Below are 19,427 nucleotides of genomic sequence, written 5' to 3' on the forward strand. Positions count from 1 at the left end.
GGGTGCGAACCTTGATCCACGGGCAAGACGATGAAGAGTTTCTGTCTCGGCGATGGTGCCGTATGGCCGGCCGCGTTCTTAGCAAAAGTTGCTCGACTTTTGCGCTCGCAAAAACTCGCCCACCTGGAAACTCTTGATGATCCTGCCCCATGACATCAAAATTCAGCGGTTGGTCCGCCGAGCGACGCTATACATCATCTCCCGGCGAATGTGAAACCGGCGGGCGCGACGTGAGGGACGGCCCGCCGGAAAATTTCGTGTGGCCCTCGCAGGATCAAGGGAAAGTGCTGAGCGGTTTCCCGCCCGCATCCTGCGAGCACCAAAAAAGCGTCAGCCTTTAGCGGCGGATGCCGAGCCGCTCGATCAGCGACTGGTAGCGCTGCTGATCCTTGCCCTTCACGTAGTCGAGAAGGCGGCGGCGCTGGGAGACCATCTTCAAGAGACCACGACGGGAATGATTGTCCTTGTGGTGACCCTTGAAGTGTTCGGTCAGATTGGTGATCCGCTCGGTGAGGAGGGCAACCTGAACTTCCGGCGAGCCGGTGTCGTTCTCCTTGGTGCCATACTCCTTCAGGAGCTCAGCCTTGCGTTCGGCCGTGATCGACATCGGGTATGCCTTTCTGTTCTTGGTTCCGGAGCCCTGACCGCGCCCGCCTTCAAGAGGCAGAACGCCAAGCCGAAGGGGCCCGGTGGTGATGGGGTCTCAACGATCGTTCATGAGTGAGGATCTTGAGCTCGGGACGCCGGTCGCCGGGATGTCGTCCAGCGACGGCCGCGTAGTCGACGAGCGACGGCTACGCCGGGCTCGTACGCGAGGGCATATAAGCGAAGTGTGGCGGGAATGATAGGGGCGTAGCGAAGCGAAGTTTGGGCCGATAGCCGACCGTCCGGCATCGGTTAATAGGCTGAAAAGCTGCCGTTCAGTTTTAGCCCCTTTCAATTCATGCATAGCCAGTGCTTCCTGAACAGTTTCGGGCTCGAACGCTCGTCGCACGTCACAATCGGAAATTGACATTTATCCGACAAGACTGACTATCAGGGAGGATAAAACCAGGTTGTGGCATGGATTCGGCAAGAGCGAAGATTCTCGAGGAGCAGATCCTTGGAACGTCAGTCGGGGAATGGACGATCGAATCGCTGATCGACCACGGAAAGTCAGCGGCTGTCTTCAAGGCTAAGAATGAAAACACCCTCGCGGCCGTGAAGATTTTCGACAGGGAGCTGATCGAGCGTTTCGGGGATGGAACGCAGCTCGCTCGCATCAACAGGGAGCTTTCCCTCAAAGGCCGCGGCCACTCGAACATGGTCGAGATCCTGGACGGCGGCTTTGATCCGGCCGCCAAACATCATTTTCTCGTCATGGCCTACCTCGAGGGCGCGAACCTCAAGAGACGCCTACCTGAAATCCCAGTCGAGGCGATCGGCGGCTACATCAGCGATCTGGCGGACTGTGCAGAGTACCTCGAGTCCCTCGATCTCGTGCACCGAGACATCAAGCCAGAGAACATATTGGTGAGCGACGATCTTAAGAAGGTCACGCTGCTCGACTTCGGGGTGATCAAGCCATTCAACGAACCGGGCGTCACGGATGTGGAGGGCCTCCAACCCTTCATCGGAACGCTTCAATACAGCTCGCCGGAGTTCCTCCTCCGGCAGGAGGACGGCACCACGGAAGGCTGGAGGGCGCTGACGTTCTACCAACTCGGCGGCGTGTTGCACGATCTCATCATGCGGAAAGCGTTGTTCAGTGAGTATTCCGATCCATTTGCAAAGCTGGTGAACGCCGTTCAGGATGTTGTGCCCACTATACAGAGTAACTCCGTGCCGACTTATCTCGTCGACTTGGCGAGGATGTGCCTGCTGAAGAAGCCAGAGGACAGGCTGAAGCTACTGACGTGGGATTCGTTCAGGCCACCGAAGTCAGCGGCAAACGGGCTGGCTGGCATCAAGGAGCGGGTCACCAAGCGCGCTTTGGCACAACAGGCAGCCGCACCGTCCGGCGCCGGGCCAAAGCCAGACTTTGTCGAGCCCCTCGTGGCCGAGATCGTTGCCTTCATCAAGGCGGCCGTTCGGAGAATATCCGCGGAGAACGCACAGTTTCCGCCTATCAATACGGTGGTCCGGCATCCGCGGGACGCACCGTCGGTTAAGGTGACGTTCAAGCAGTCCAGTACGCACCTGATCCCTGATGCACTGTCCGTCTACTTCAGCATTGGGGTCATAGACGCCGAGGCGAGAGCCATCACGGTGGACGTGTGCGGGCACATGTCAGGCTCCGCCCCCCTTCCTCTCGAGAACCGAATGCCCTTCTATTCCGGGATCTACGACCAGTCTCGCTTCCACGCTTCGCTCGAGAACGTGCTCTACACGGTTGTAGACCACATACAGGCGAAGGAACCAAAGCGTTCGTCATGGCTCGCCCTTGAGTCGTCCGTGGAGCAAGAACAATGAGCACGTGGTGGAAAAGCATTGCCGACCTTGACGACGATCAAAAGAAGGTCATCGCGCTTCCCAAGAACGGCGACCACCTCATCCTTGGGCCCGCCGGCTGCGGCAAAACGAACCTTCTACTTCTGAGAGCCACCTTTCTCGTTAAAGCCGGCGTGACGGACGTTACGGTTTTAACGTTCGGTAGGGTGCTCAAGGAATTCCTTGCTGCCGGCACGACGAACTATGACATCACCAATGATAGGATACAGACATACATCCAGTGGGGAACACAACTCCTCGGAGCAAACGGCATCTCGTTCCAGGACGGCGGGGACTTTCGCGAGGTCCGCGCGCGTCTTCTTGAACAGTTGCAGGAACTCTCCGCCCTCGGCAAACCGATCAACATCTCCGACTGCATCCTGCTCGATGAAGCGCAGGATTACTCCGGTGACGAGATCTCGGTCATCTGCTCTTTTGCCAGACAGGTCTACGCGGTGGGAGACGAGAGGCAACGGGTGACCGAAGTCACGGGAGGCTTGGAAGCACTCGAACTTAGATGTGGCAAGCCCGTCGAGTTGCGTCACCACTACCGCAACGGGCTGAAGATCTGTCGCGTCGCGGACGGCATACGCAACGAGATTGACTCGGAGGACGGGATGGAAGCGTCGTCCCGCTACAACGAGCACGATTTCGAGTCGTCCGTCCGAGAGCATAGCGGACTTTCGCTTGCGGATCAGTGCGCTGTCGCGATCGAGGAGATCGACACCCAATTGTTCGCCTACCCGGACGAAGCCATCGGCGTACTCTGCCCGAAGCTGGAGAACGCGCACGTCGTCGCCGCGGCACTCAAGGCGTCCAAGATCGGCCACCGCGTGCAAACCCAGATCTCAACCGAAGGCTACCATGCGTTCGATCCCGATCGGCCCGTTGTCGTGAGCACGATAGTCGGAGCCAAAGGACTGGAATTTAGGGCGGCACACCTTTTGGGAATGGAGAGTCTATACAAATTCGGAAGCAGACAGAAAAACCTCGCGTTCACGGGCGTGACCCGCGCGAAGACGTCGCTTCGAATATACTATGATAAATCGATCCCAGGCTACCTTGCCCGAGGAGTCGCCGCCGCGGACGACGTGGTCGCTGCCGATCCGCTTCTCGACGACCTGTTCTTGAAGGCCTGAAAAATGTTGAACGCGGTTGTTCTGAATGCGGATGAATTTCTGACATGGATCGGAAAGGGTAAAGCGGCAAAGCCTCGCCGCCTGTCGGCACACGCCACTCGGGACGCCGTCGCCGACAGCTTTTGCACGTTGCTGCTACCCAGTCGTCCGGCCTCGGCCGGCGCGGCCGCGACAATCGTGCTCGTCGACCAAGCCAAGATAAGAGAGTTCTACGCCTTCGTCTCCACTTACGTCGTGGAATACGTCCCCTTCTCCGCATTCTTCCGCGTTATCCGGAGTGACCAGATCGACATCCTCGAAAGCGACGAGGCAGTCGTAGAGGGTCCTCGCGCCGAACGTCTCGCGAGCACGCTCGTTGGCGTGGCCGTTGCGGAGGCTGCTCTGTACCTTCGATCCCGGGAAGCCGGCGTCGACGGGAAGTTTCCCACGCTCGCGGCAGTGAACGCGACCTATTCGGCAGCCGTTTTGCAGGGGCTCATGCGGAGCAAATCGGCCGACACTGCCGCGATCGGCAATTGCTGGGCTGAGCTGCGCTCGCTTATGGGTAGCGAACCGCTCCCCTTGTCGCACTACGAGCTCGCTCGCTTCTGGGAGGTCGTCAGCGCTGCTTTCTCGGAAGGCTCGCTTTTGGTTTATGATGACGATGTTATCGTTGGAACGCTTCGACAAAGCATCGGAGCGGGATCTGTTCATGAGGACATGCTTGCCAACCTGTTCGCAGGGATCCCGGAGTTGCGGGATAAGCGACTGCGTTTCGGCGGCACTCGAGAGGACCGAGCGCGATCCGTTCAAGAAGCCATTGCCGTTCTCGAGGGTTCCCCTCGCTCGCTAGGCAGTCTCGAAGCCTGTGCGGCCGGCTGCCTCCTCAGCTTACTTGGCGACGGATCGTTCAAGTTCCTTCCATCGGCTTTGTCGCTGTCGTCGCGGCTTCCCACCGCTCCGCTGTGGTTCGGGCTCTGGGCGGGTCTCCAGGAATCGAATGATGCCCTTACTCGGTTCAACTGCCTTGGCAGAAGGTTGGTCCGTGACCTTTATGCGCATTCGGGGATCTACGCTGAACCGATGGACGACGTGTCCATCGACGAGTTGCGCACCGGCGTCCTGGACCTAGGGACGATACATCGCGGCCAGTCGAGCGCGCTCTCCGTCGAGATCTATCCCAACGTCTCGTCCCGACAGCGCCTCGGCCTCAACAGGCTTCCGCCCGCGGAGGCAGACCCCCGCTTTCGCGAAGAACTCAGGGAGCTGAGGCAACTTCTCAATCGATCGTCGACAGTACTGAAGAGTTTGGAGAACGCAGTCTCGACCGAACCGGATCGCCGAACACATAACGGGTCGGCAAAGCTTCGCGGGAAAGGCCTGAACAAGTAATGTGGAGCTGCGCCGGCACTACTTGATCACCACCCGTCGGCGTCTAGTCACAGGAGAAACCGCGACCAAGCTGGGATCGAAATGCGCCGGATCTTATCCCGCTGTCGCAGTGACCGCCATGAAATGGCCGTGCCCCATTAGAGCACGGCGCGACGAGGCTGAGAGCGGCCGCTGATGTTCGGATGAGAATGGCCGCATCCGGGCGAACCAAAACTGGTTTTGAAAGACCGCGATGGGCGCTAACCCGCCAATAATCTTTTCCCCGCCCTCACACCCTCCCCTATCATCCCCTCACCGCGCCTCCGAATGGCAAGGACGATCGCCGGGATCGTTCGGGGGTGCGGGCGGTGTCTGCGGCGGGGGGCTTGTTCCGGAAGCCCTCGCGCTCCGGACGTCCCGCGGCTCCGCCGGCCCCTCGTGTACTATGACACGGGTGCGGATCGGTCCGCTTGAACGCCTGGCCGACAAGGCCGAGCGTGAAGCGCCGGCAGCCACTAAAGGTTCGGGCTTCGCCCCGACCGCTGACGCCCGCGCGCGTCTTTAAGCCCGATCCCTCGGGCGAGAAGGCGCGGACGGTGGGGCCGGCGGAACGGGCGCGGCAGGAACCCTTGGTGAAGCGGTGTGCGACAAATCCCGCGCGGTGCGCCGGAGGCGAACCGGACAGAATCAAAATTCGGAGGGTTTGCCTCCGGCGCTCCGCTGCCGCCCTCGCGGCAGCGATCCGCGATCGTCCCGGTGGCCTGCCACTTAAGAGGACGATCCAAGCAGAACACCATGCGAAAACCCCGGCCCATCCGAGCGCGGGAATGCGAACCCGTGTCCGGTGGCAAGGTCCCGCGCCGGGCTCGAGACGAGAAGGAGACGGACCATGGCGAAGCATCCGGCCCCCATCGTAGACCTCGTGGACGACCTGCCGCCGACGCCAGCGGAACTTACCGAGGGCCGCCGCATCGCCTACCGGCACTTCAGCCACATCCTCGCCTTGCTGAAAGAGGCCGGCCGCCTCTCCCGTCCGCCGAAGCGGCGGCGGCATGGCGACAGGATCCGCGCCGGCGACGACGCCCGCCGCGCGCTGCCGCTCGATCCGGACAGTCTCGACCAGCATCTTTCGGAAATGGCGCAGACGCTCTTTCACCACTGCAGGCGGCCCGAATGCCGCCGCGCCTTCCAGTGCCGGTTCGGCGCCCGCGCGAGCGAGCCAGGCAATTCCGGCGACACCTGGGGGCGCACCGGCCTCCCCTGCCTGCAGCAGCTTCCCGCCGACGTCGCCAACGCCCTCCACCTCATGCTCGTGCGCCAGAACGCACCGCAGGTCTTTCGCGAGCGGAACAACTTTCAGGCACTGGAGCGGCAGGTGCTGGCCCGCGCGGCGAAGCGCTTCGGGCCGGGGAAAACCTTTGGCGAAACCCCGGCGGACGACGTCAGCCGGACGCCTTCATCGGATGGCGCGCGGTAAGCCTCAAGCCCACCACCGCGATCCAGGTCAGCATCCAGCCGGGATGGCCGCGGGCGAAGAAGAAGGATTCGAGGAACGCGTTCATCAGCATGAAGGTGAGGATCATCAGGAAGAGATCGGCGGCGAGCGCGTTCTCGCGGGTGTCGCGGCACTTCACGTAATCGGCGAGCGGCAGGACGAAGAGGACGAGGAGCGCGAATGCGAGGCCGGGCCAGCCGAGGGTGATCGCAATGTCGAGATAGCCGTTATGGGCGTTCACGATGCCGCGCGGGTCCCAGCCGAGTTCGAAGGGCGCCTCGGCCGCCATCACGATCGGCGTCGGCCAGAAGCTGTCGATGCCGTAGCCGATCCACTGCTGCGGGCGCATCAGGTCGAGGGTGAAGCGCCAGAGGTCGGTCCGGCCGGTGAAGGTCGTGCCCGGCATCACGCTCTGCAGGATCGAGTCGAGCGTGTCGCTGAGGACGGTGCCGAGGGTCATCATGCCGATTGCCGTCACCGAAACGAGGACGAGAATGACCGGCAGGATGCGTCCGCCGAGAATGCGGCCGGACAGGACGAGGAGCGTCACGGCCGGGATCAGCGCCAGCGTCGTCTTCGAGCCGCTGTGATAGGCGAAGACGAAGCTGAGGACGGCGATCAGGATGCCGGTCTTGCACTGGCCGGCGCGCCAGAGATAGATCCCGATGAAGAACAGCGGGGCGATCACCTGGCCGGTCACGTTCTTGTGGCTGTAGACGCCGCGCCAGAGTCCGGCATGCTGGCTCTCCAGCTCGAAGGCCTGGTGGATCGCCATCTCCGGCAGGAAGAGGACGCCGAAATAGGAGAGCCCGAGCACCGCGAGCGCCATCACCGTCAGGCACAGCCGGAACGCCGCAGCGCTCGCCGGCAGGGACAGCGCTCCGGTCGCCGCGATCATCGCCGCGATCGTGAACAGCGCCGCGCGGAAGGCGAGCTCCGGCATCACCGAGTTGACGGAGGCAAAGACGAGCCAGGCCGCGAGGATCAGCCAGGCGGGTCTTAGAAGCGTCGCCGCGACGCGCCTGTCGGCGAAGAGGAGATGGCCGAGGAGCGCGATCAACGCCAGCGCGCTGTAGCCGTATTTGTTGACCGGATTGCCGTCGGCCTGCTCGAACCCGTCATAGGCGCCCGGAAACGGCATCAGCGTCATCACGAGCGCCGTCATCAGGACGATCGCGATGAGGGCCCGGCCCGCCGAAAGCACGCGCTCCTCCGGCGAGATCCCGATCGGCCGCGAGGTTATGATCGTCTGCTGCATGGCCCGCCGTCGCTGATTGCGCAGCAAAGGTATCGGAACATGCCTAACGGCGGATTAATGTGCCGACCTTCGTGGTTCATGACCGAAGGCCGGATGGCTTGTCGCTGCGTCGTACGCGACAGCATAGAGCCGCCGGATCCGGAAACCCGACGGCTTTGATGGCTTAGGGATTATGTCGGACGTCGCCGCTCAGCGCTGGACGACGACCCGCGTGTTCCCCATGCCGTGACGGCGCACGAGGTTGTAGAAGGCCTTGGCATTGGCCGGATGCAGGCGCACGCACCCGTGCGAGGCCGGACGGCCTAGACGAGAGATCGCGCCGGTCCCGTGAATGGCGTAGCCGCCATGGTAGAAGACCGAATAGGGCATCGGGCTCATATCATACTTGCGCGAGTACCACATGCGGTGGAGGCGTTTGGGACGCCACGTTCCTGTGGGCGTGCGGTATCCCTTCCGCGCGGTCGAGACAGGCCAGTTGTAGAGCACCTTGCCGTTGTTGATGACGGTCATGCGCTGGGAGGAAATATCGATCTTCGCTATAAGGCGGGCTTCCGCTCCGTCAGTCAGCCCGAATACCAGAATTCCGAGCGCGAGCGCAAAAAAAGCAGGCAGTTTCTTCATAAGAGGCCTCCAACCACTGGTCTGTCACCGACTTTTTGCCGCTTTTATGACTTATAATGGCCGAATTTCCGCCAAAGTCTAGCCGAATTCGATGCCCGTTGGCTCTTTTGTCTTCGAAGTCTTAAGTAGCACGCCGCAGGGGTATCAACGTCAAGCCGACATCCAACGCACTCATCGCAAGTAGCATTCGAACCGCTACCGCGCGTTTCAAAGCGTTCGCGAGCAAACCAAACGCAGTGAGGACGTCTTTTTTCAGTTCATCTTCGATTTGTTTACCTCTTGCCGTTAGTTCTCGACGCTCAACGAGAACCGAACGAGCAAGACGTGCTGTACACGCTTCGACAACATGTTGCCGTCATCGCCGGAGGGCTGGCGATCGCATGCTTCGTTATCGTGAGCGTTCTCTTCGTTGGCTCGGCGGCGGTCGGCAATATCGTCGAGACCGAGGTCTCCGGCCGAACGGACAACTTCGCCGACCTCCTCTTGACCGAACCGGGCGCTCTCGACGCCTTCATGACCGGTATCAGCCGTGCACCCGACACCGAGGCGATGATCCGAAAGGTCTCGAACCTATCTGGTATCGAGCGGTTTTCTTTGTTCGACAGAAACGGAAACGAAGTCTACCAGTCCAGGTCCGAGCGCTATGGCTGGCTGATGCGCGACAGGCCAGGCGGTATGTCGAACGGTGACGCGCTCTCGGCATCCATCGTTGCGCGAGAAGGCCAATGGAAGGTCTTCCTCAAGAACGGCAACGAGCCGCCAGCCGTCATCAGGCCACTAGTCCGAGACGGAGAGCGCATCGGTTTCCTGTCAGTGCAGCCGGACGTCACGGCCGATCGGAGCCTCTATTCGGGAACGCTCTTCAGGGCATTCTCGCTTACCGGTCTCGTCCTGCTGATCGCCACTGGTGTTCCGTTTGTCGCCTACCTGTTCCGTCGCCGGAAGATCGCTGAGGCCGATGCCCATATCGAGTTTCTCGCCAACCACGACAGTCTGACTCAGCTGCTCAATCGCCGGCGCATGCAGGAAGAGACCGACCGGGTGATGGTGACCGCGCGCGCAACTCGCGAACGGATGGCATACGTCTATATCGACCTTGATGAACTTGGTGAAATCAATGCCCGCCTAGGACAGGCGAATGGAGATGAAATCCTCAAGGTCATAGCCCGACGCATCCGCTCCGTTTGTCATAAGGACGACCTCGTAGCCCGGATCGGTCCGGATGACTTCGCAATCCTGCGCCGGCGTGTTTCGAGCAGCAACGACGTCAGGGCTTTCGCTCGACGGCTCTCCAACGCTATCGGGGAACCGATAGAACAGTGCGGCGAGAGGATCGAGCCGTCGATCTCGATCGGTTGCGCGATGGTGCCGACCGACGGGCGTGGTCATACCGAACTGGTCAAGCATGCCGAGCTCGCACACTGTCGGCACAAGGCTTCCAAGGCCGATGATCTCGTCTTTTTCGAAGCCTGGATGGACGAAGACAATCATCATCGTCGGTTGGTTGAAGCTCAAGTGCGCCATGCCGTCGAGAACGACGGGTTTGTGCTGCATTATCAGCCGCTGGTCTGCGGGACGACCCACCGAGTTCTCGGTTTTGAAGCACTTGTCCGTCTGCGCGACTGCGATGGGAACCTGATCTCGCCGTCAGAGTTCGTACCGATCGCTGAAGCCCGCGGTTACATCAAGCGCATTGGAACCTGGGTCATCCAGGAAGCCGCGCGACAGGCTGCGCAATGGCCGGATGACTGTTTCGTTTCGGTCAACCTCTCGACCGTCCAGTTCGTCGACGGCGACCTGGTATCGGTCGTGACCGATGCGATTGCGAAAGCCAGAATAGAAGGAAACAAGCTGGAGCTGGAAGTGGTGGAGTCTCTCGTACTCGACCGATCGGACGACGTTCTGGAACAGCTGAAAGGTCTTCGCGCGCTCGGCATCCGTGTTGCCATGGACGATTTCGGGACCGGTTATTCTTCGCTCAGCTATGTCTGGCGCTTCCCCTTCGACAAGCTGAAGATCGACCAGAGCTTCATGTTCGCGATGGCGCGTGGCGAGGAGAAGGTCGATCAGCTCGTCCGTACGATTGTCGCCATGGGTCATCACATGGGGATGAAGGTGGTCACTGAAGGCGTCGAATATGCCGAGCAGGTCGAGATGTTGCGCGACTGCGGCTGCGATCAGATACAAGGCTACTATTTCGGTAAGCCCGTCCCCGCCTCAGAAATCGCCTTCGAGGCCCTCGATCATTTCCGACGCAACCGGATCCAACCGCGGCTGGAGAATGATGGCGGCCAGCACAGCAGAGCTTCCGCCTAAGCGGGTTTTCTTTTAAACTGGCCTGTCCCTAAACTGGGCCTTCCTTGGGGAACCTTAATTGGTCAAAGCCAGTTCCGGCACCGTCTTGAGAACCAGTCCCATATCGGCGCGAAATGCCTGACGCTCGCGTTCCTGTGCAGCCGCGTCAGGCAAACGCAGGATATAGGACGGATGGACAGTTACGAGGAAACGTATCTCATCCGTCAAATTGATGAGTTTGGACCGACTATCCCGGATCGTGACGGTCTTGCCTAACACCGCCTGAGCCGCAGTCGCGCCGAGTGCCACGATCAGCTTCGGCTTAACGAGCTCGCGTTCTAGGTCCAGCCACCAGCGGCAGGTCTTGATCTCGCCCATGTTAGGCTTGGCGTGTATACGGCGCTTGCCGCGCGGCGTGAATTTGAAATGCTTTACTGCATTCGTAACGTAAGCTTGCTTGCGATCGACTCCGGCTGAAAGAAGCGCCTCGTCGAAGACCTTGCCCGCCGGGCCCACGAACGGCTCGCCAGCAATGTCCTCCTGATCGCCCGGCTGCTCGCCAACGAATATGACCGGCGCGTCTTCCGGTCCTTTGCCGAACACGGTCTGTGTCGCCGGTTCCCAGAGCGGGCAGGCCTGACAGCTGGCCGCAGCGCGGCGCGCATCCTCGATCGTTTTTGGCAGGTTCGAGCCCGTATTGGCCTCATCCCCGTCAAGGCCAAGCATCGGTTCGTCCGCGCTGTCCAGTCCCATTACAGCCTCCCGGCGTTCCGTCATCTTTTCATGGCGCAAACTCGGGAGACTCGGTGCGGTTTCGATCATGCGGCGCTGCGCCGCTTCGGCGCCGGCAACGAGCGGTTTCACAAGCGCCGTTTCGGGCATGTTGGCCCAGTACTTCTTCGGCATCTCGGCCTGCATCGCCTTTACCTTGAGGCGCGCCGGATTGAAGATCGACGCGTAATAGGTGAGCCAAAGGTCCTCCATATCGTCGCCCGAAGGAGCCATGTCGCGGCTCGCGCCCGGCAGGAAGGAAAGGTCGGCGCCATCCCAGGAGGCTGTCCGCCTGGGTGTCAGGATGGTCCAGTTCATTCCGGTGAAGCGTCGAACAAAAAAGGGCGCAGTTGCTTCCACGATGTGATGGAAGGGCTCGAACCAGGCCACGTAATGCTTGTCGCCAGCTTCGCTCTCGATCTCGCGAAAACGGACGAACGCCTTCATCTTGTGGGAATCACGCCGAACCGCCTTTTCCATCTCTCCAGCGCGGATCACGTCGGCATCCGATGCGATATCTAGGAGCCGCTTTTCTGTTTGGAGCCGCCAGAGCAGGCGGTACGCGAAGACGAAGCGATCTTCGTCGGCATGGCAGACAAGCTTGCGTGCGAGGTCGACGAAGCGCCTGGGAACGGTCGGCTGGGGACCGTCCGGGTCACGGTGGGTGAGCGGTTCACTGAATAGGTTCACGCCTTCGCCGGAGACCGTAAAAGCGATTTGTTCTGGAGGGATCGAGTTGGAAAAAGCCGCTCTCGCTGCGTCCCGCCACCCGTCGAAGTCAGCGGGAAATACAAGTTCGGCAGTGTACATGCTTTGAACTTCCGTCACCAAACAAAGGCGCGGCTCCAATCGCCGCTCTGGAACGTCTACTCGTTAGAATGTGCCATCTAACGTCGATGCACCCGTTCGTGCAGCATGCGTATCTCATCGGCAAAGGTCATATCCGGCCCGGAAACCTGATGGTTCGGAAGAACCTCACGCACCGGGATCGGCTTGAATGGAAAGCTGTCGACACCGAGTTCGTCGAGCCAAGCGAGAAGCTGTTCGGTAGAACTGCCATAGACGATCCGACCGAGGCCAACGATGCCATGGGCGGTCGCACACATCGGGCAATGTTCACCGGATGTGTAGACGGTTGCTTCGGCCCGCTCCGACGGCTCCATGTTGAGACCCGCCCATCGAGCGAGAGCAAACTCCGGATGTGCTGTCGGGTCGCCATCGCCGGTTCTGTTGTAATCTTCTTTGAGCACAGTGCCATTGCCGGCGACGAGGCGCGATCCGAACGGCTTGTGTCCTTCTTCTACTGCCTGGCGGGCGAGTTCTACACAGCGGGCCAGGTGCACACGGTCGATGTCGTCAATCTCAGCGGATGCGTGATACATATCCGTCACTCTCAGCCCCCACTCATGCACCGCTCATAAGCACGAGCGCCGTCGCGGCGTGCACTCTGTCTCGTCAGAGCGCGGGCGCCGAAGCTGTCGTTTCGGTCAACACGTGCGTCGTAAGCATTCCCAGCCGTCTGACGAGCGTATTGTCTACAATAAGCAACTGTTCCCGGCTGATAGGGGTTGGCTGAAACCCTGGCGCCAGGAAAAGGACTTCCAAGAGGATAAGGCGTCGCCGTATTGCAGCCGGCGAGAAGAAGAAAGCAGAGAGGCATGGCGAAAAATCGTGCTCGGCTTCTCTTTGATGCAGGGACGGACATTGGGCGAACCTCGTGTTGCGGTGTCGATCGGACTGCAAACAAACCGGCCAACTTAGTTGCTAAACGCCCTGTCGAAAGAATGTGATCCATCAGGTCACCGAGAGACGAAACGGCGACGACAGCGACGGGAAGATGTTTGACGAAAGTCATCCGAGGGGGCATCTGCGATCGTATGGAGATGACTACGCCAACCGTGACCGAGATCGCCTGGCAGGATCCGTTCGACGCTGCGCGGCGGCTCTACCGGTTCGGCGGTCTCTCCTTTCTAGATAGCGCGATGGCACACGAAGTGTTGGGGCGTTACTCGTTCGTCGCAGCACGGCCATTCGCAGTCTTCACGGTCGACGCGATAGGGCCGGCTCTCTCCGGCGAGCGGATCGACGCAGCCCCGCTCCAGGCGCTGAAAGGCGTGCTGGCGCGCCTCGCAATGCCGACAGTCGAAGGCGGCCCGCCATTTCAGGGCGGCGCAATGGGTTACATCGCCTATGAATTTGCGCATCATCTTGAAAATCTTGACCAACCGCCGGACTTTGATCCCGTCAAGCCAAGCATGGTCTTCCCGCTCTACGACGTGGTCCTCGCCTTCGATCATGCGACCAAAAAAGCGACCTGCTTTTCGAGCGGCCAGCCGGCGAAGGGCTCGGAACGGCAGCGGCAGGCCGAACTGCGGGCAGCCGATATTCTGGCAGCGCTTGAAACGCCCCTCGAAGAGCTGCCCCCGATCCCGAAAGGCTTCGACTGGCGCTCAAATTTCTTTGCGAAAGACTACGAGAAAGCAATCGAGGCGACACGAGAATACGTTCTTGCCGGCGACATCTTTCAGGCGAACATCGCCCAGACCTTTACGAGCCATTTGCCGCAGGGATTCGATCCGCTAGCACTTTATTCCCGGCTTCGTCGGACGAATGCGGCGCCGTTCGGCGCCTTTCTCGATTGCGGGGAGACGGTCGTCGCGAGTTCTTCGCCGGAGCGCTTTCTCAGCCTGACGCCTTCCGGCCATGTGGAGACGCGGCCGATCAAGGGTACCGCGAAACGCGCGGACGATCCGGCGGAGGACGCGGCGCTCTCTGCCGAACTCGAAGCCTCGGAGAAGGACCGGGCCGAGAACGTGATGATCGTCGACCTGATGCGCAACGATCTCGCGCGCGTGTGCGAAGTCGACTCTATAGAGGTTCCGGTCTTGTGCGGACTCGAGACCTATGCGGCCGTTCATCACCTCGTCTCCGTGGTGACGGGCCAGTTGCAGGCCGATCTCGGGCTGGCTGAGTTGATTGGGGCGACCTTTCCCGGCGGTTCGATCACGGGAGCCCCGAAGATCAGGGCAATGGACATCATCAGCGAGATCGAGAAGGCGCGGCGTGGGCCCTATTGCGGGTCGATCGGCTATATCGGCTTCAACGGTGCGATGGACCTCAACATCGCGATCCGGACGGTGACCTTCGAGGACGGGGTCGCACGTCTTGCAGCAGGCGGCGGCATCACCGTCCTCTCAGATCCGAAGGCGGAATACGAGGAGACCTTCACCAAGGCCCAGCGTGTGTTCGCTGCCTTCGAGGACGAGCGATGAGGGTCCTCGTTCTCGACAATTACGACAGCTTCGTCTTCAACGTCGGGCGCTATCTGGAGCGGCTCGGCGCCGAGACGCTGGTGCACCGGAACGATCAAGTGACTGTCGCGGAGGTAGAAGCTCTCGATCCCGAGGCGATCGTCGTCTCGCCGGGGCCGTGCTCGCCGAAGGAGGCGGGGGTCTCCTGCGATCTGGTCCGCGCACTTTCGGGGAGGGTTCCGATCCTCGGCGTGTGCCTCGGCCATCAGGTGATCGGGGACGTTTTCGAAGGTCACGTGACGCGGGCGCTGCGGCCGATGCATGGGCGGGCGTCTGCGATGCTTCACCAGGGCGCGAACCTTTTCGCAGGACTTCCGCCGGAGACCAGGGCGGGCCGTTATCACTCTCTGATCGTGGAGGAGACGCCGGCGATGCTTCGGCACCTGACGATCGACGCCCGCTCGCCGGACGGCGAGATCATGGCGCTGAGCCATCGCACGCATCCGACTTACGGGGTGCAGTTCCATCCCGAATCGGTTCTGACCGAGGAAGGACCGGCGATTTTTTCGAATTTTCTCGACCGGGCGCGCGCCTTCAGGGAGGCGGCGTGACGGGCGCGCGGGTGTGGCTCGGCGATCGGTTGGTCGCGGCCGAGGATGCATCGATCGATCCGCGCGATCGCGGCTTCACGCTCGGCGACGGCTGTTTCGACACGGCGCTCGCGATCGGGGGCCGTGTGTTTCGCGCCGACGATCATCTCGACCGCTTGGCCTCGACTTGCGCAGCCTTGTCGTTGCCGGTGACGCGGGAACGGTTGGCAGTGGCGCAGGAGTCCCTCTCCGCGGAGATCGGAAACGGGTCAATCCGGCTGACCGTTACCCGGGGGAGCGGGGCGCGAGGGCTGGCGCTTCCGGACGATCCGCGACCGACCCTGTTCGGTGCCGCCTCGCCGCTCGCGCCGCAGATGATGTTCAAGCCGCTGACGCTGGCTCTGGCGCAGACCCGGCGCAACGAGACCTCGCTTTCGTCGCGGCTGAAGACCCTGTCCTATTTCGATGCGATCGTCGAAACGGATCGGGCAAAGCGCGACGGTGCAGACGAGCCGCTCTTCCTGAACACGAATGACCAGATTGCCTGCACGGCGTTGGCGAATGTTTTCCGGATCGGCAAACACGATATCGTGACGCCGCCACTCGAATGCGGGGCGCTTGATGGCGTGATGCGCCGTTTTGTCATCGAGACAGCGGAACGGTATTCGGTGGACGTTCGAGTGGCACCACTAGTCCTGGACAGTGAACATGACGGCTGGTTTCTGCTCACCAATTCTTTGCGATTGATAGCACCGGCAGGCCTTGCCGGAGCACCTCCCCTCAGTCCCTCGCAGGCGCGTACGGTTCGCTGGCTGATGGAGGAAAGCTGTCATGCAATCGCGCGGGATTGCGGGACCGATCCGCGTGAATTTGGGGCAGAAATTCCCGATCTCAGCGTCTGATCGTATGGCGGCCGCCGGCGAGAAGCCAGGCCGGATCGAACCAGGTATCTGCTTCGCCGTCGTAGGGTAACCTGTTGATATCCCAGTGCCTTACATACTTCGCATAGACATCCCAGACCGCCGGCCCGCCTCCCACGAAGACAACCCGCTCGGCGAAACGCGACAGTACGTCTTCTGGATCGTCCGACGAACGTATCGTGACGATCGTGCGGTCATTGTGGGCGAAGTCTGGAAATGAAGCGACCGTTTTCGGACCGCAGATGAGCACATGGCCGCGGGTGATCTCGAAGAAACGTTCGACGTCTTCGACATAGACGCGGTCTTCGCTTCCCTCCCACGGCATTCCGCCGTCGAGACCGAGTTGTCCGCTCTGTCCGATCGCACAGATCACGCGGATATCCATTCCAACATCCCCCAATTTCGACACGTTTCGCGCGCCAGACTTATACTGCTCCAAAGGAAAATATCGTTTGGAGAATATAACTTAGTTTAATGCGTACCCGGCAAAACTGCGCGATTAAGAGAGTATGGATCTAAATATCGACCCCCTCATCGCGAGTTCTAACGAGTGCCCCTCCGATACCGAGACGGTCACGTCCCTGCTCGCAATCGCAAAATCGACACGTGCGTTCATCGCACTTCTCTTATCTGACATTGACCTGCATCCCGGTCAGGATCAATTGCTTGTCCGTTTGCTGCCGAGCGAACCCGTCAGCGTTTCCGTTTTGGCCGATGATTTGAGTGTGCGGCCCTCGACAATCTCGAAGATGCTCGATCGACTGATCGAGAAAGGTCTCGTGGAGCGTGGCGCTCACAAAATCGATCTTCGACGGACAATGGTTCAGCTTACGCCGAAGGGCGAGAGCGCCCGGGAAAAAGTGTTCGAAGTCTGGCGGAAGCTCGATGTCGACCTTATCGGCACGCTCAACGACGAAGAGCGCGTCGTCCTGGGCGAGTCTTTGCACAAAATCGAGGCACTGCTCGCTCAGCGTCTGCGGCGCCTGCGCTGATCGACAGCCGGCCACGTACTCTTCTCAGCTCTGCAAAATCATTGAGCAAGGATTGCAAATTATGCGATCCATTTGTGCCGCGCTCCACTTTCCGTGGCATCGGCCGGTCATTATGTTGGCTGCAACTCTTCAGAACAGGAACCCGCAGGCCAACGTGCTCCGACCACTTCTCATCACACGCCGACGAGCGCTAGCCGGCGGTTTCGCCGCGATATTGTTTCCCTTCTCGTCTTCTTTCGCTGCCGACGGCGGCGAAAAGCCGGTCAGTTCTGGCGATAGTGCTAATGCGCCCGAACCTTTGACGTTTGACCGGCTCAGTCAGAAGATGGCGGAAAAGGCTCAGCAGCCCTACGCCGAGCCGGAAAGCGCTTTGCCGGAAATCGTTCGCGATCTCACTTACGACGCCCACCGGGCCATCGCCTTCAGGCCGGACCATGCTCTTTGGCGGGCCGAGCCGGTAGATTTCCATCTACAGGCATTCTATCCGGGTTGGGTGTTCGACGACACAGCGACAGTGTCAATCGGCCGCGATGGTCAGTATGAGCCGCATATCTTCCAGGCAGACGATTTCGAGTATCGCCCGCCGCTCAATCCTGCGGAATTCGATGACATCAGTTTCCCAGGCGTGGCGGGCTTCCGGATCCATGCGCCGCTGGAGCGACCCGACTACTTCGATGAGCTGGTCACCTTTCTAGGGGCCAGTTATTTCCGTGCACTCGGCATGGGCACTCGTTACGGTCTATCGGCGCGCGGCCTTGCCATTAATACGGCAACCGATGAAACCGAGGAGTTTCCTCGTTTTACGGCTTTCTACATCGATGCACCCAAGCCTGGGGAAAGCTCGATCCGCTTGATGGCTGAACTCGAGAGTCCGAGCGTCGCTGGAGCTTACGAATTTGTCATCGAGCCCGGTCCCGAGACCGTCATGACATGTCGCCAGCGGCTCTATTTTCGCGAGACGGTTTCGCGGCTGGGCATTGCCCCCCTCACCTCAATGTTCACCTTCGGCGAGAACGACGGTCCAGATCATGACGACTTCCGGCCGGAGGTGCACGACAGCGACGGGCTGTTCATTGAGCGAGCCAACGGCGAGCAGTTTTGGCGGCCGTTACAAAATCCACAACAGCTTGCACTCTCGTTTATCGGTGAAACCAATCCAAAAAGCTTCGGCCTCTTACAGCGCGACCGGTCTTTCGAGAGCTATCAAGATACCGAATCGCGATACGAACTCCGCCCATCGCTTTTGATCGAGCCGATCGGAGAATGGGGCGCGGGAACGGTGGAACTGGTCGAAATTCCGACGGCGACCGAGACGAACGATAATATCGTCGCTTTCTGGATACCCGAGCAGAGGGCCGAAGCCGGATCCTCTATGGAATTCTCTTACCGTATGCGTTGGGGCCTCGACGTCGAGCCAGCGCAGGACCGAGCCCGTGTCTCTTCGACACTGACCGGTATCGGTGGCAACGCGGCAGATACCGACGAAGAGCAAACGACCCGGCGCATGGTCGTGAACTTTACCGGCGGTCCCGCCGCCGATCTACCGGACGATGCCGAGATCGAGCCAGAAATCGAGGTCACTTCGGCCGGGCGGTTGCTCAACAGCGCAGTTGCCCGTCTTCCCGGCGGCGGGTGGCGAGTCTCACTTGAACTTGAACGAATTGAGGAACGGCCGGTCGAAATGCGCGTTAAACTCACCATGTTGCGGCGCAGTATAAGCGAGACATGGATGTACCAATGGACGACAGAAGCGTGAGCGTACTCTCTTGGAATGACGACGAAAGTCCGCTTTCGATCGTTGATCTCGTATTGGGATCCTATTCGCACGACACTATCGAAATGCACCGCGCTATCGGTCGGCGTCTCGCAGATGCCGACATGAATCAGCCGGTCGATAAGGTCATCGCAGATGCGCGGGAGGGGCAAGAATGGGCGCTTGAGCTTATTCAGACGGTCGCCTTGCCTGCGCCGATCGACCGTCTGGCTATGCCGGAACAGGATTTTGGCACTGGCCGTTTTCGCACCTGGTTCACCGGTTTGTTCTCCCGCGTGACTGCCAGCAGTAGTAGTCACGCCTAACAGGTGGGTCGCGGACGGGCTGTCTGTGTCTCCTGCGTGCGAGCGTAATTATCGTGTCGTTTCGCGCGATGCCGGCTTCCAGTCGGAGAATGCCGCAGGGCCAAAATATTGTGGTCTCAGCTGAAGCACTGCATCCGCTTACGGAGGCGGACTTAGAGTTGACCGGCCGAACGCTTTGAAGGGACAGTTCAAGGCGA

General features: G+C 60.4%; 17 protein-coding genes. 11 read left to right on the top strand and 6 right to left on the bottom strand.

Features of this window, described 5'->3' with window-relative positions:
* Positions 1-337: 337 nt before the first annotated feature.
* Positions 338-607: a 30S ribosomal protein S15 gene (gene rpsO, locus FP2506_RS08825; RefSeq protein WP_007067104.1), complete on the bottom strand. Its 270-nt coding sequence runs from the start codon at positions 605-607 to the stop codon at positions 338-340.
* Between the two features lie 455 nt (positions 608-1,062).
* Between rpsO and FP2506_RS08830 the strand changes: the two genes are divergently transcribed.
* The 4 genes from FP2506_RS08830 to FP2506_RS08845 all read left to right on the top strand — a co-directional run bounded on the left by FP2506_RS08830 (position 1,063) and on the right by FP2506_RS08845 (position 6,435).
* On the top strand, positions 1,063-2,451 hold the full coding sequence (locus FP2506_RS08830) for a serine/threonine protein kinase (RefSeq protein ID WP_007067105.1): 1,389 nt from the start codon (positions 1,063-1,065) through the stop codon (positions 2,449-2,451).
* Positions 2,448-3,608: an ATP-binding domain-containing protein gene (locus FP2506_RS08835; RefSeq protein ID WP_007067106.1), complete on the top strand. Its 1,161-nt coding sequence runs from the start codon at positions 2,448-2,450 to the stop codon at positions 3,606-3,608. Before FP2506_RS08830 ends, FP2506_RS08835 begins: the two co-directional genes overlap by 4 nt.
* 3 nt (positions 3,609-3,611) lie before the next feature.
* Positions 3,612-4,979 carry a hypothetical protein gene (locus FP2506_RS08840; RefSeq protein ID WP_007067107.1) on the top strand — a complete coding sequence of 456 codons (1,368 nt, stop codon included), beginning with the start codon at positions 3,612-3,614 and terminating at the stop codon, positions 4,977-4,979.
* An 868-nt stretch (positions 4,980-5,847) separates the two neighbouring features.
* Positions 5,848-6,435 carry a hypothetical protein gene (locus FP2506_RS08845; protein WP_007067109.1) on the top strand — a complete coding sequence of 196 codons (588 nt, stop codon included), beginning with the start codon at positions 5,848-5,850 and terminating at the stop codon, positions 6,433-6,435.
* Here the strand turns inward: FP2506_RS08845 and FP2506_RS08850 are convergent.
* Together FP2506_RS08850 and FP2506_RS08855 are read right to left on the bottom strand one after the other, a co-directional pair.
* The gene (locus FP2506_RS08850) at positions 6,401-7,711 is read right to left on the bottom strand and encodes an O-antigen ligase family protein (protein WP_007067110.1); all 1,311 of its coding nucleotides are present in this window, start codon (positions 7,709-7,711) and stop codon (positions 6,401-6,403) included. The genes FP2506_RS08845 and FP2506_RS08850 overlap by 35 nt on opposite strands.
* Before the next feature lie 189 nt (positions 7,712-7,900).
* On the bottom strand, positions 7,901-8,332 hold the full coding sequence (locus FP2506_RS08855; protein ID WP_007067111.1) for a L,D-transpeptidase: 432 nt from the start codon (positions 8,330-8,332) through the stop codon (positions 7,901-7,903).
* A 324-nt stretch (positions 8,333-8,656) separates the two neighbouring features.
* Here FP2506_RS08855 and FP2506_RS08860 point away from each other — a divergent pair, with 324 nt between their 5' ends.
* Positions 8,657-10,648: a putative bifunctional diguanylate cyclase/phosphodiesterase gene (locus FP2506_RS08860; protein WP_244404147.1), complete on the top strand. Its 1,992-nt coding sequence runs from the start codon at positions 8,657-8,659 to the stop codon at positions 10,646-10,648.
* 54 nt (positions 10,649-10,702) lie between these two features.
* Here the strand turns inward: FP2506_RS08860 and FP2506_RS08865 are convergent, their stop codons facing one another.
* Positions 10,703-12,208 carry a UdgX family uracil-DNA binding protein gene (locus tag FP2506_RS08865; RefSeq protein ID WP_007067113.1) on the bottom strand — a complete coding sequence of 502 codons (1,506 nt, stop codon included), beginning with the start codon at positions 12,206-12,208 and terminating at the stop codon, positions 10,703-10,705.
* A gap of 77 nt (positions 12,209-12,285) precedes the next feature.
* Entirely contained in the window at positions 12,286-12,780 is a 495-nt protein-coding gene (locus FP2506_RS08870; protein WP_007067114.1) for a nucleoside deaminase, read from the bottom strand.
* 459 nt (positions 12,781-13,239) lie between these two features.
* Here FP2506_RS08870 and pabB point away from each other — a divergent pair, with 459 nt between their 5' ends.
* The 3 genes from pabB to FP2506_RS08885 are packed head-to-tail and all read left to right on the top strand — an operon-like array spanning position 13,240 to position 16,141.
* Positions 13,240-14,670 (top strand): aminodeoxychorismate synthase component I, encoded by a 1,431-nt coding sequence (gene pabB / locus FP2506_RS08875; protein ID WP_244404148.1) that lies wholly within the window; start codon positions 13,240-13,242, stop codon positions 14,668-14,670.
* Positions 14,667-15,260, top strand: coding sequence for an anthranilate synthase component II (locus tag FP2506_RS08880; protein WP_007067117.1), 594 nt, complete (start codon positions 14,667-14,669; stop codon positions 15,258-15,260). Before pabB ends, FP2506_RS08880 begins: the two co-directional genes overlap by 4 nt.
* On the top strand, positions 15,257-16,141 hold the full coding sequence (locus tag FP2506_RS08885; RefSeq protein WP_007067118.1) for an aminotransferase class IV: 885 nt from the start codon (positions 15,257-15,259) through the stop codon (positions 16,139-16,141). Before FP2506_RS08880 ends, FP2506_RS08885 begins: the two co-directional genes overlap by 4 nt.
* On the opposite strand, the gene FP2506_RS08890 is transcribed toward FP2506_RS08885, so the two are convergent.
* A complete protein-coding gene (locus FP2506_RS08890; RefSeq protein ID WP_007067119.1) occupies positions 16,131-16,544 on the bottom strand; it encodes a dihydrofolate reductase in 414 nt (137 codons plus the stop codon). The two genes, FP2506_RS08885 and FP2506_RS08890, sit on opposite strands and share 11 nt — an antisense overlap.
* Positions 16,545-16,668: 124 nt before the next feature.
* Between FP2506_RS08890 and FP2506_RS08895 the strand changes: the two genes are divergently transcribed.
* The 3 genes from FP2506_RS08895 (at position 16,669) to FP2506_RS08905 (ending at position 19,230) form a co-directional block, all read left to right on the top strand.
* Positions 16,669-17,151 (top strand): MarR family winged helix-turn-helix transcriptional regulator, encoded by a 483-nt coding sequence (locus FP2506_RS08895; protein ID WP_007067120.1) that lies wholly within the window; start codon positions 16,669-16,671, stop codon positions 17,149-17,151.
* 112 nt (positions 17,152-17,263) lie between these two features.
* The gene (locus tag FP2506_RS08900) at positions 17,264-18,907 is read left to right on the top strand and encodes an OpgD/OpgG family glucan biosynthesis protein (protein WP_007067121.1); all 1,644 of its coding nucleotides are present in this window, start codon (positions 17,264-17,266) and stop codon (positions 18,905-18,907) included.
* Positions 18,904-19,230 carry a hypothetical protein gene (locus FP2506_RS08905; protein WP_148227519.1) on the top strand — a complete coding sequence of 109 codons (327 nt, stop codon included), beginning with the start codon at positions 18,904-18,906 and terminating at the stop codon, positions 19,228-19,230. Before FP2506_RS08900 ends, FP2506_RS08905 begins: the two co-directional genes overlap by 4 nt.
* The last annotated feature ends 197 nt before the right edge of the window (positions 19,231-19,427 follow it).

Origin of the sequence: Fulvimarina pelagi HTCC2506 (genome assembly GCF_000153705.1) — a bacterium.
GTDB classification, from domain to species: domain Bacteria; phylum Pseudomonadota; class Alphaproteobacteria; order Rhizobiales; family Rhizobiaceae; genus Fulvimarina; species Fulvimarina pelagi.

Bases quoted from the DNA above. Each gene is read 5' to 3' on its own strand.
- rpsO (WP_007067104.1), bottom strand. From the start codon at position 607: ATGTCGATCACGGCCGAACGCAAGGCTGAGCTCCTGAAGGAGTATGGC.
- FP2506_RS08845 (WP_007067109.1), top strand. From the start codon at position 5,848: ATGGCGAAGCATCCGGCCCCCATCGTAGACCTCGTGGACGACCTGCCG.
- FP2506_RS08835 (WP_007067106.1), top strand. From the start codon at position 2,448: ATGAGCACGTGGTGGAAAAGCATTGCCGACCTTGACGACGATCAAAAG.
- FP2506_RS08900 (WP_007067121.1), top strand. From the start codon at position 17,264: ATGTTGGCTGCAACTCTTCAGAACAGGAACCCGCAGGCCAACGTGCTC.
- FP2506_RS08880 (WP_007067117.1), top strand. From the start codon at position 14,667: ATGAGGGTCCTCGTTCTCGACAATTACGACAGCTTCGTCTTCAACGTC.
- FP2506_RS08890 (WP_007067119.1), bottom strand. From the start codon at position 16,544: ATGGATATCCGCGTGATCTGTGCGATCGGACAGAGCGGACAACTCGGT.
- FP2506_RS08830 (WP_007067105.1), top strand. From the start codon at position 1,063: ATGGATTCGGCAAGAGCGAAGATTCTCGAGGAGCAGATCCTTGGAACG.
- FP2506_RS08865 (WP_007067113.1), bottom strand. From the start codon at position 12,208: ATGTACACTGCCGAACTTGTATTTCCCGCTGACTTCGACGGGTGGCGG.
- FP2506_RS08840 (WP_007067107.1), top strand. From the start codon at position 3,612: ATGTTGAACGCGGTTGTTCTGAATGCGGATGAATTTCTGACATGGATC.
- FP2506_RS08850 (WP_007067110.1), bottom strand. From the start codon at position 7,711: ATGCAGCAGACGATCATAACCTCGCGGCCGATCGGGATCTCGCCGGAG.
- FP2506_RS08895 (WP_007067120.1), top strand. From the start codon at position 16,669: ATGGATCTAAATATCGACCCCCTCATCGCGAGTTCTAACGAGTGCCCC.
- FP2506_RS08870 (WP_007067114.1), bottom strand. From the start codon at position 12,780: ATGTATCACGCATCCGCTGAGATTGACGACATCGACCGTGTGCACCTG.
- FP2506_RS08855 (WP_007067111.1), bottom strand. From the start codon at position 8,332: ATGAAGAAACTGCCTGCTTTTTTTGCGCTCGCGCTCGGAATTCTGGTA.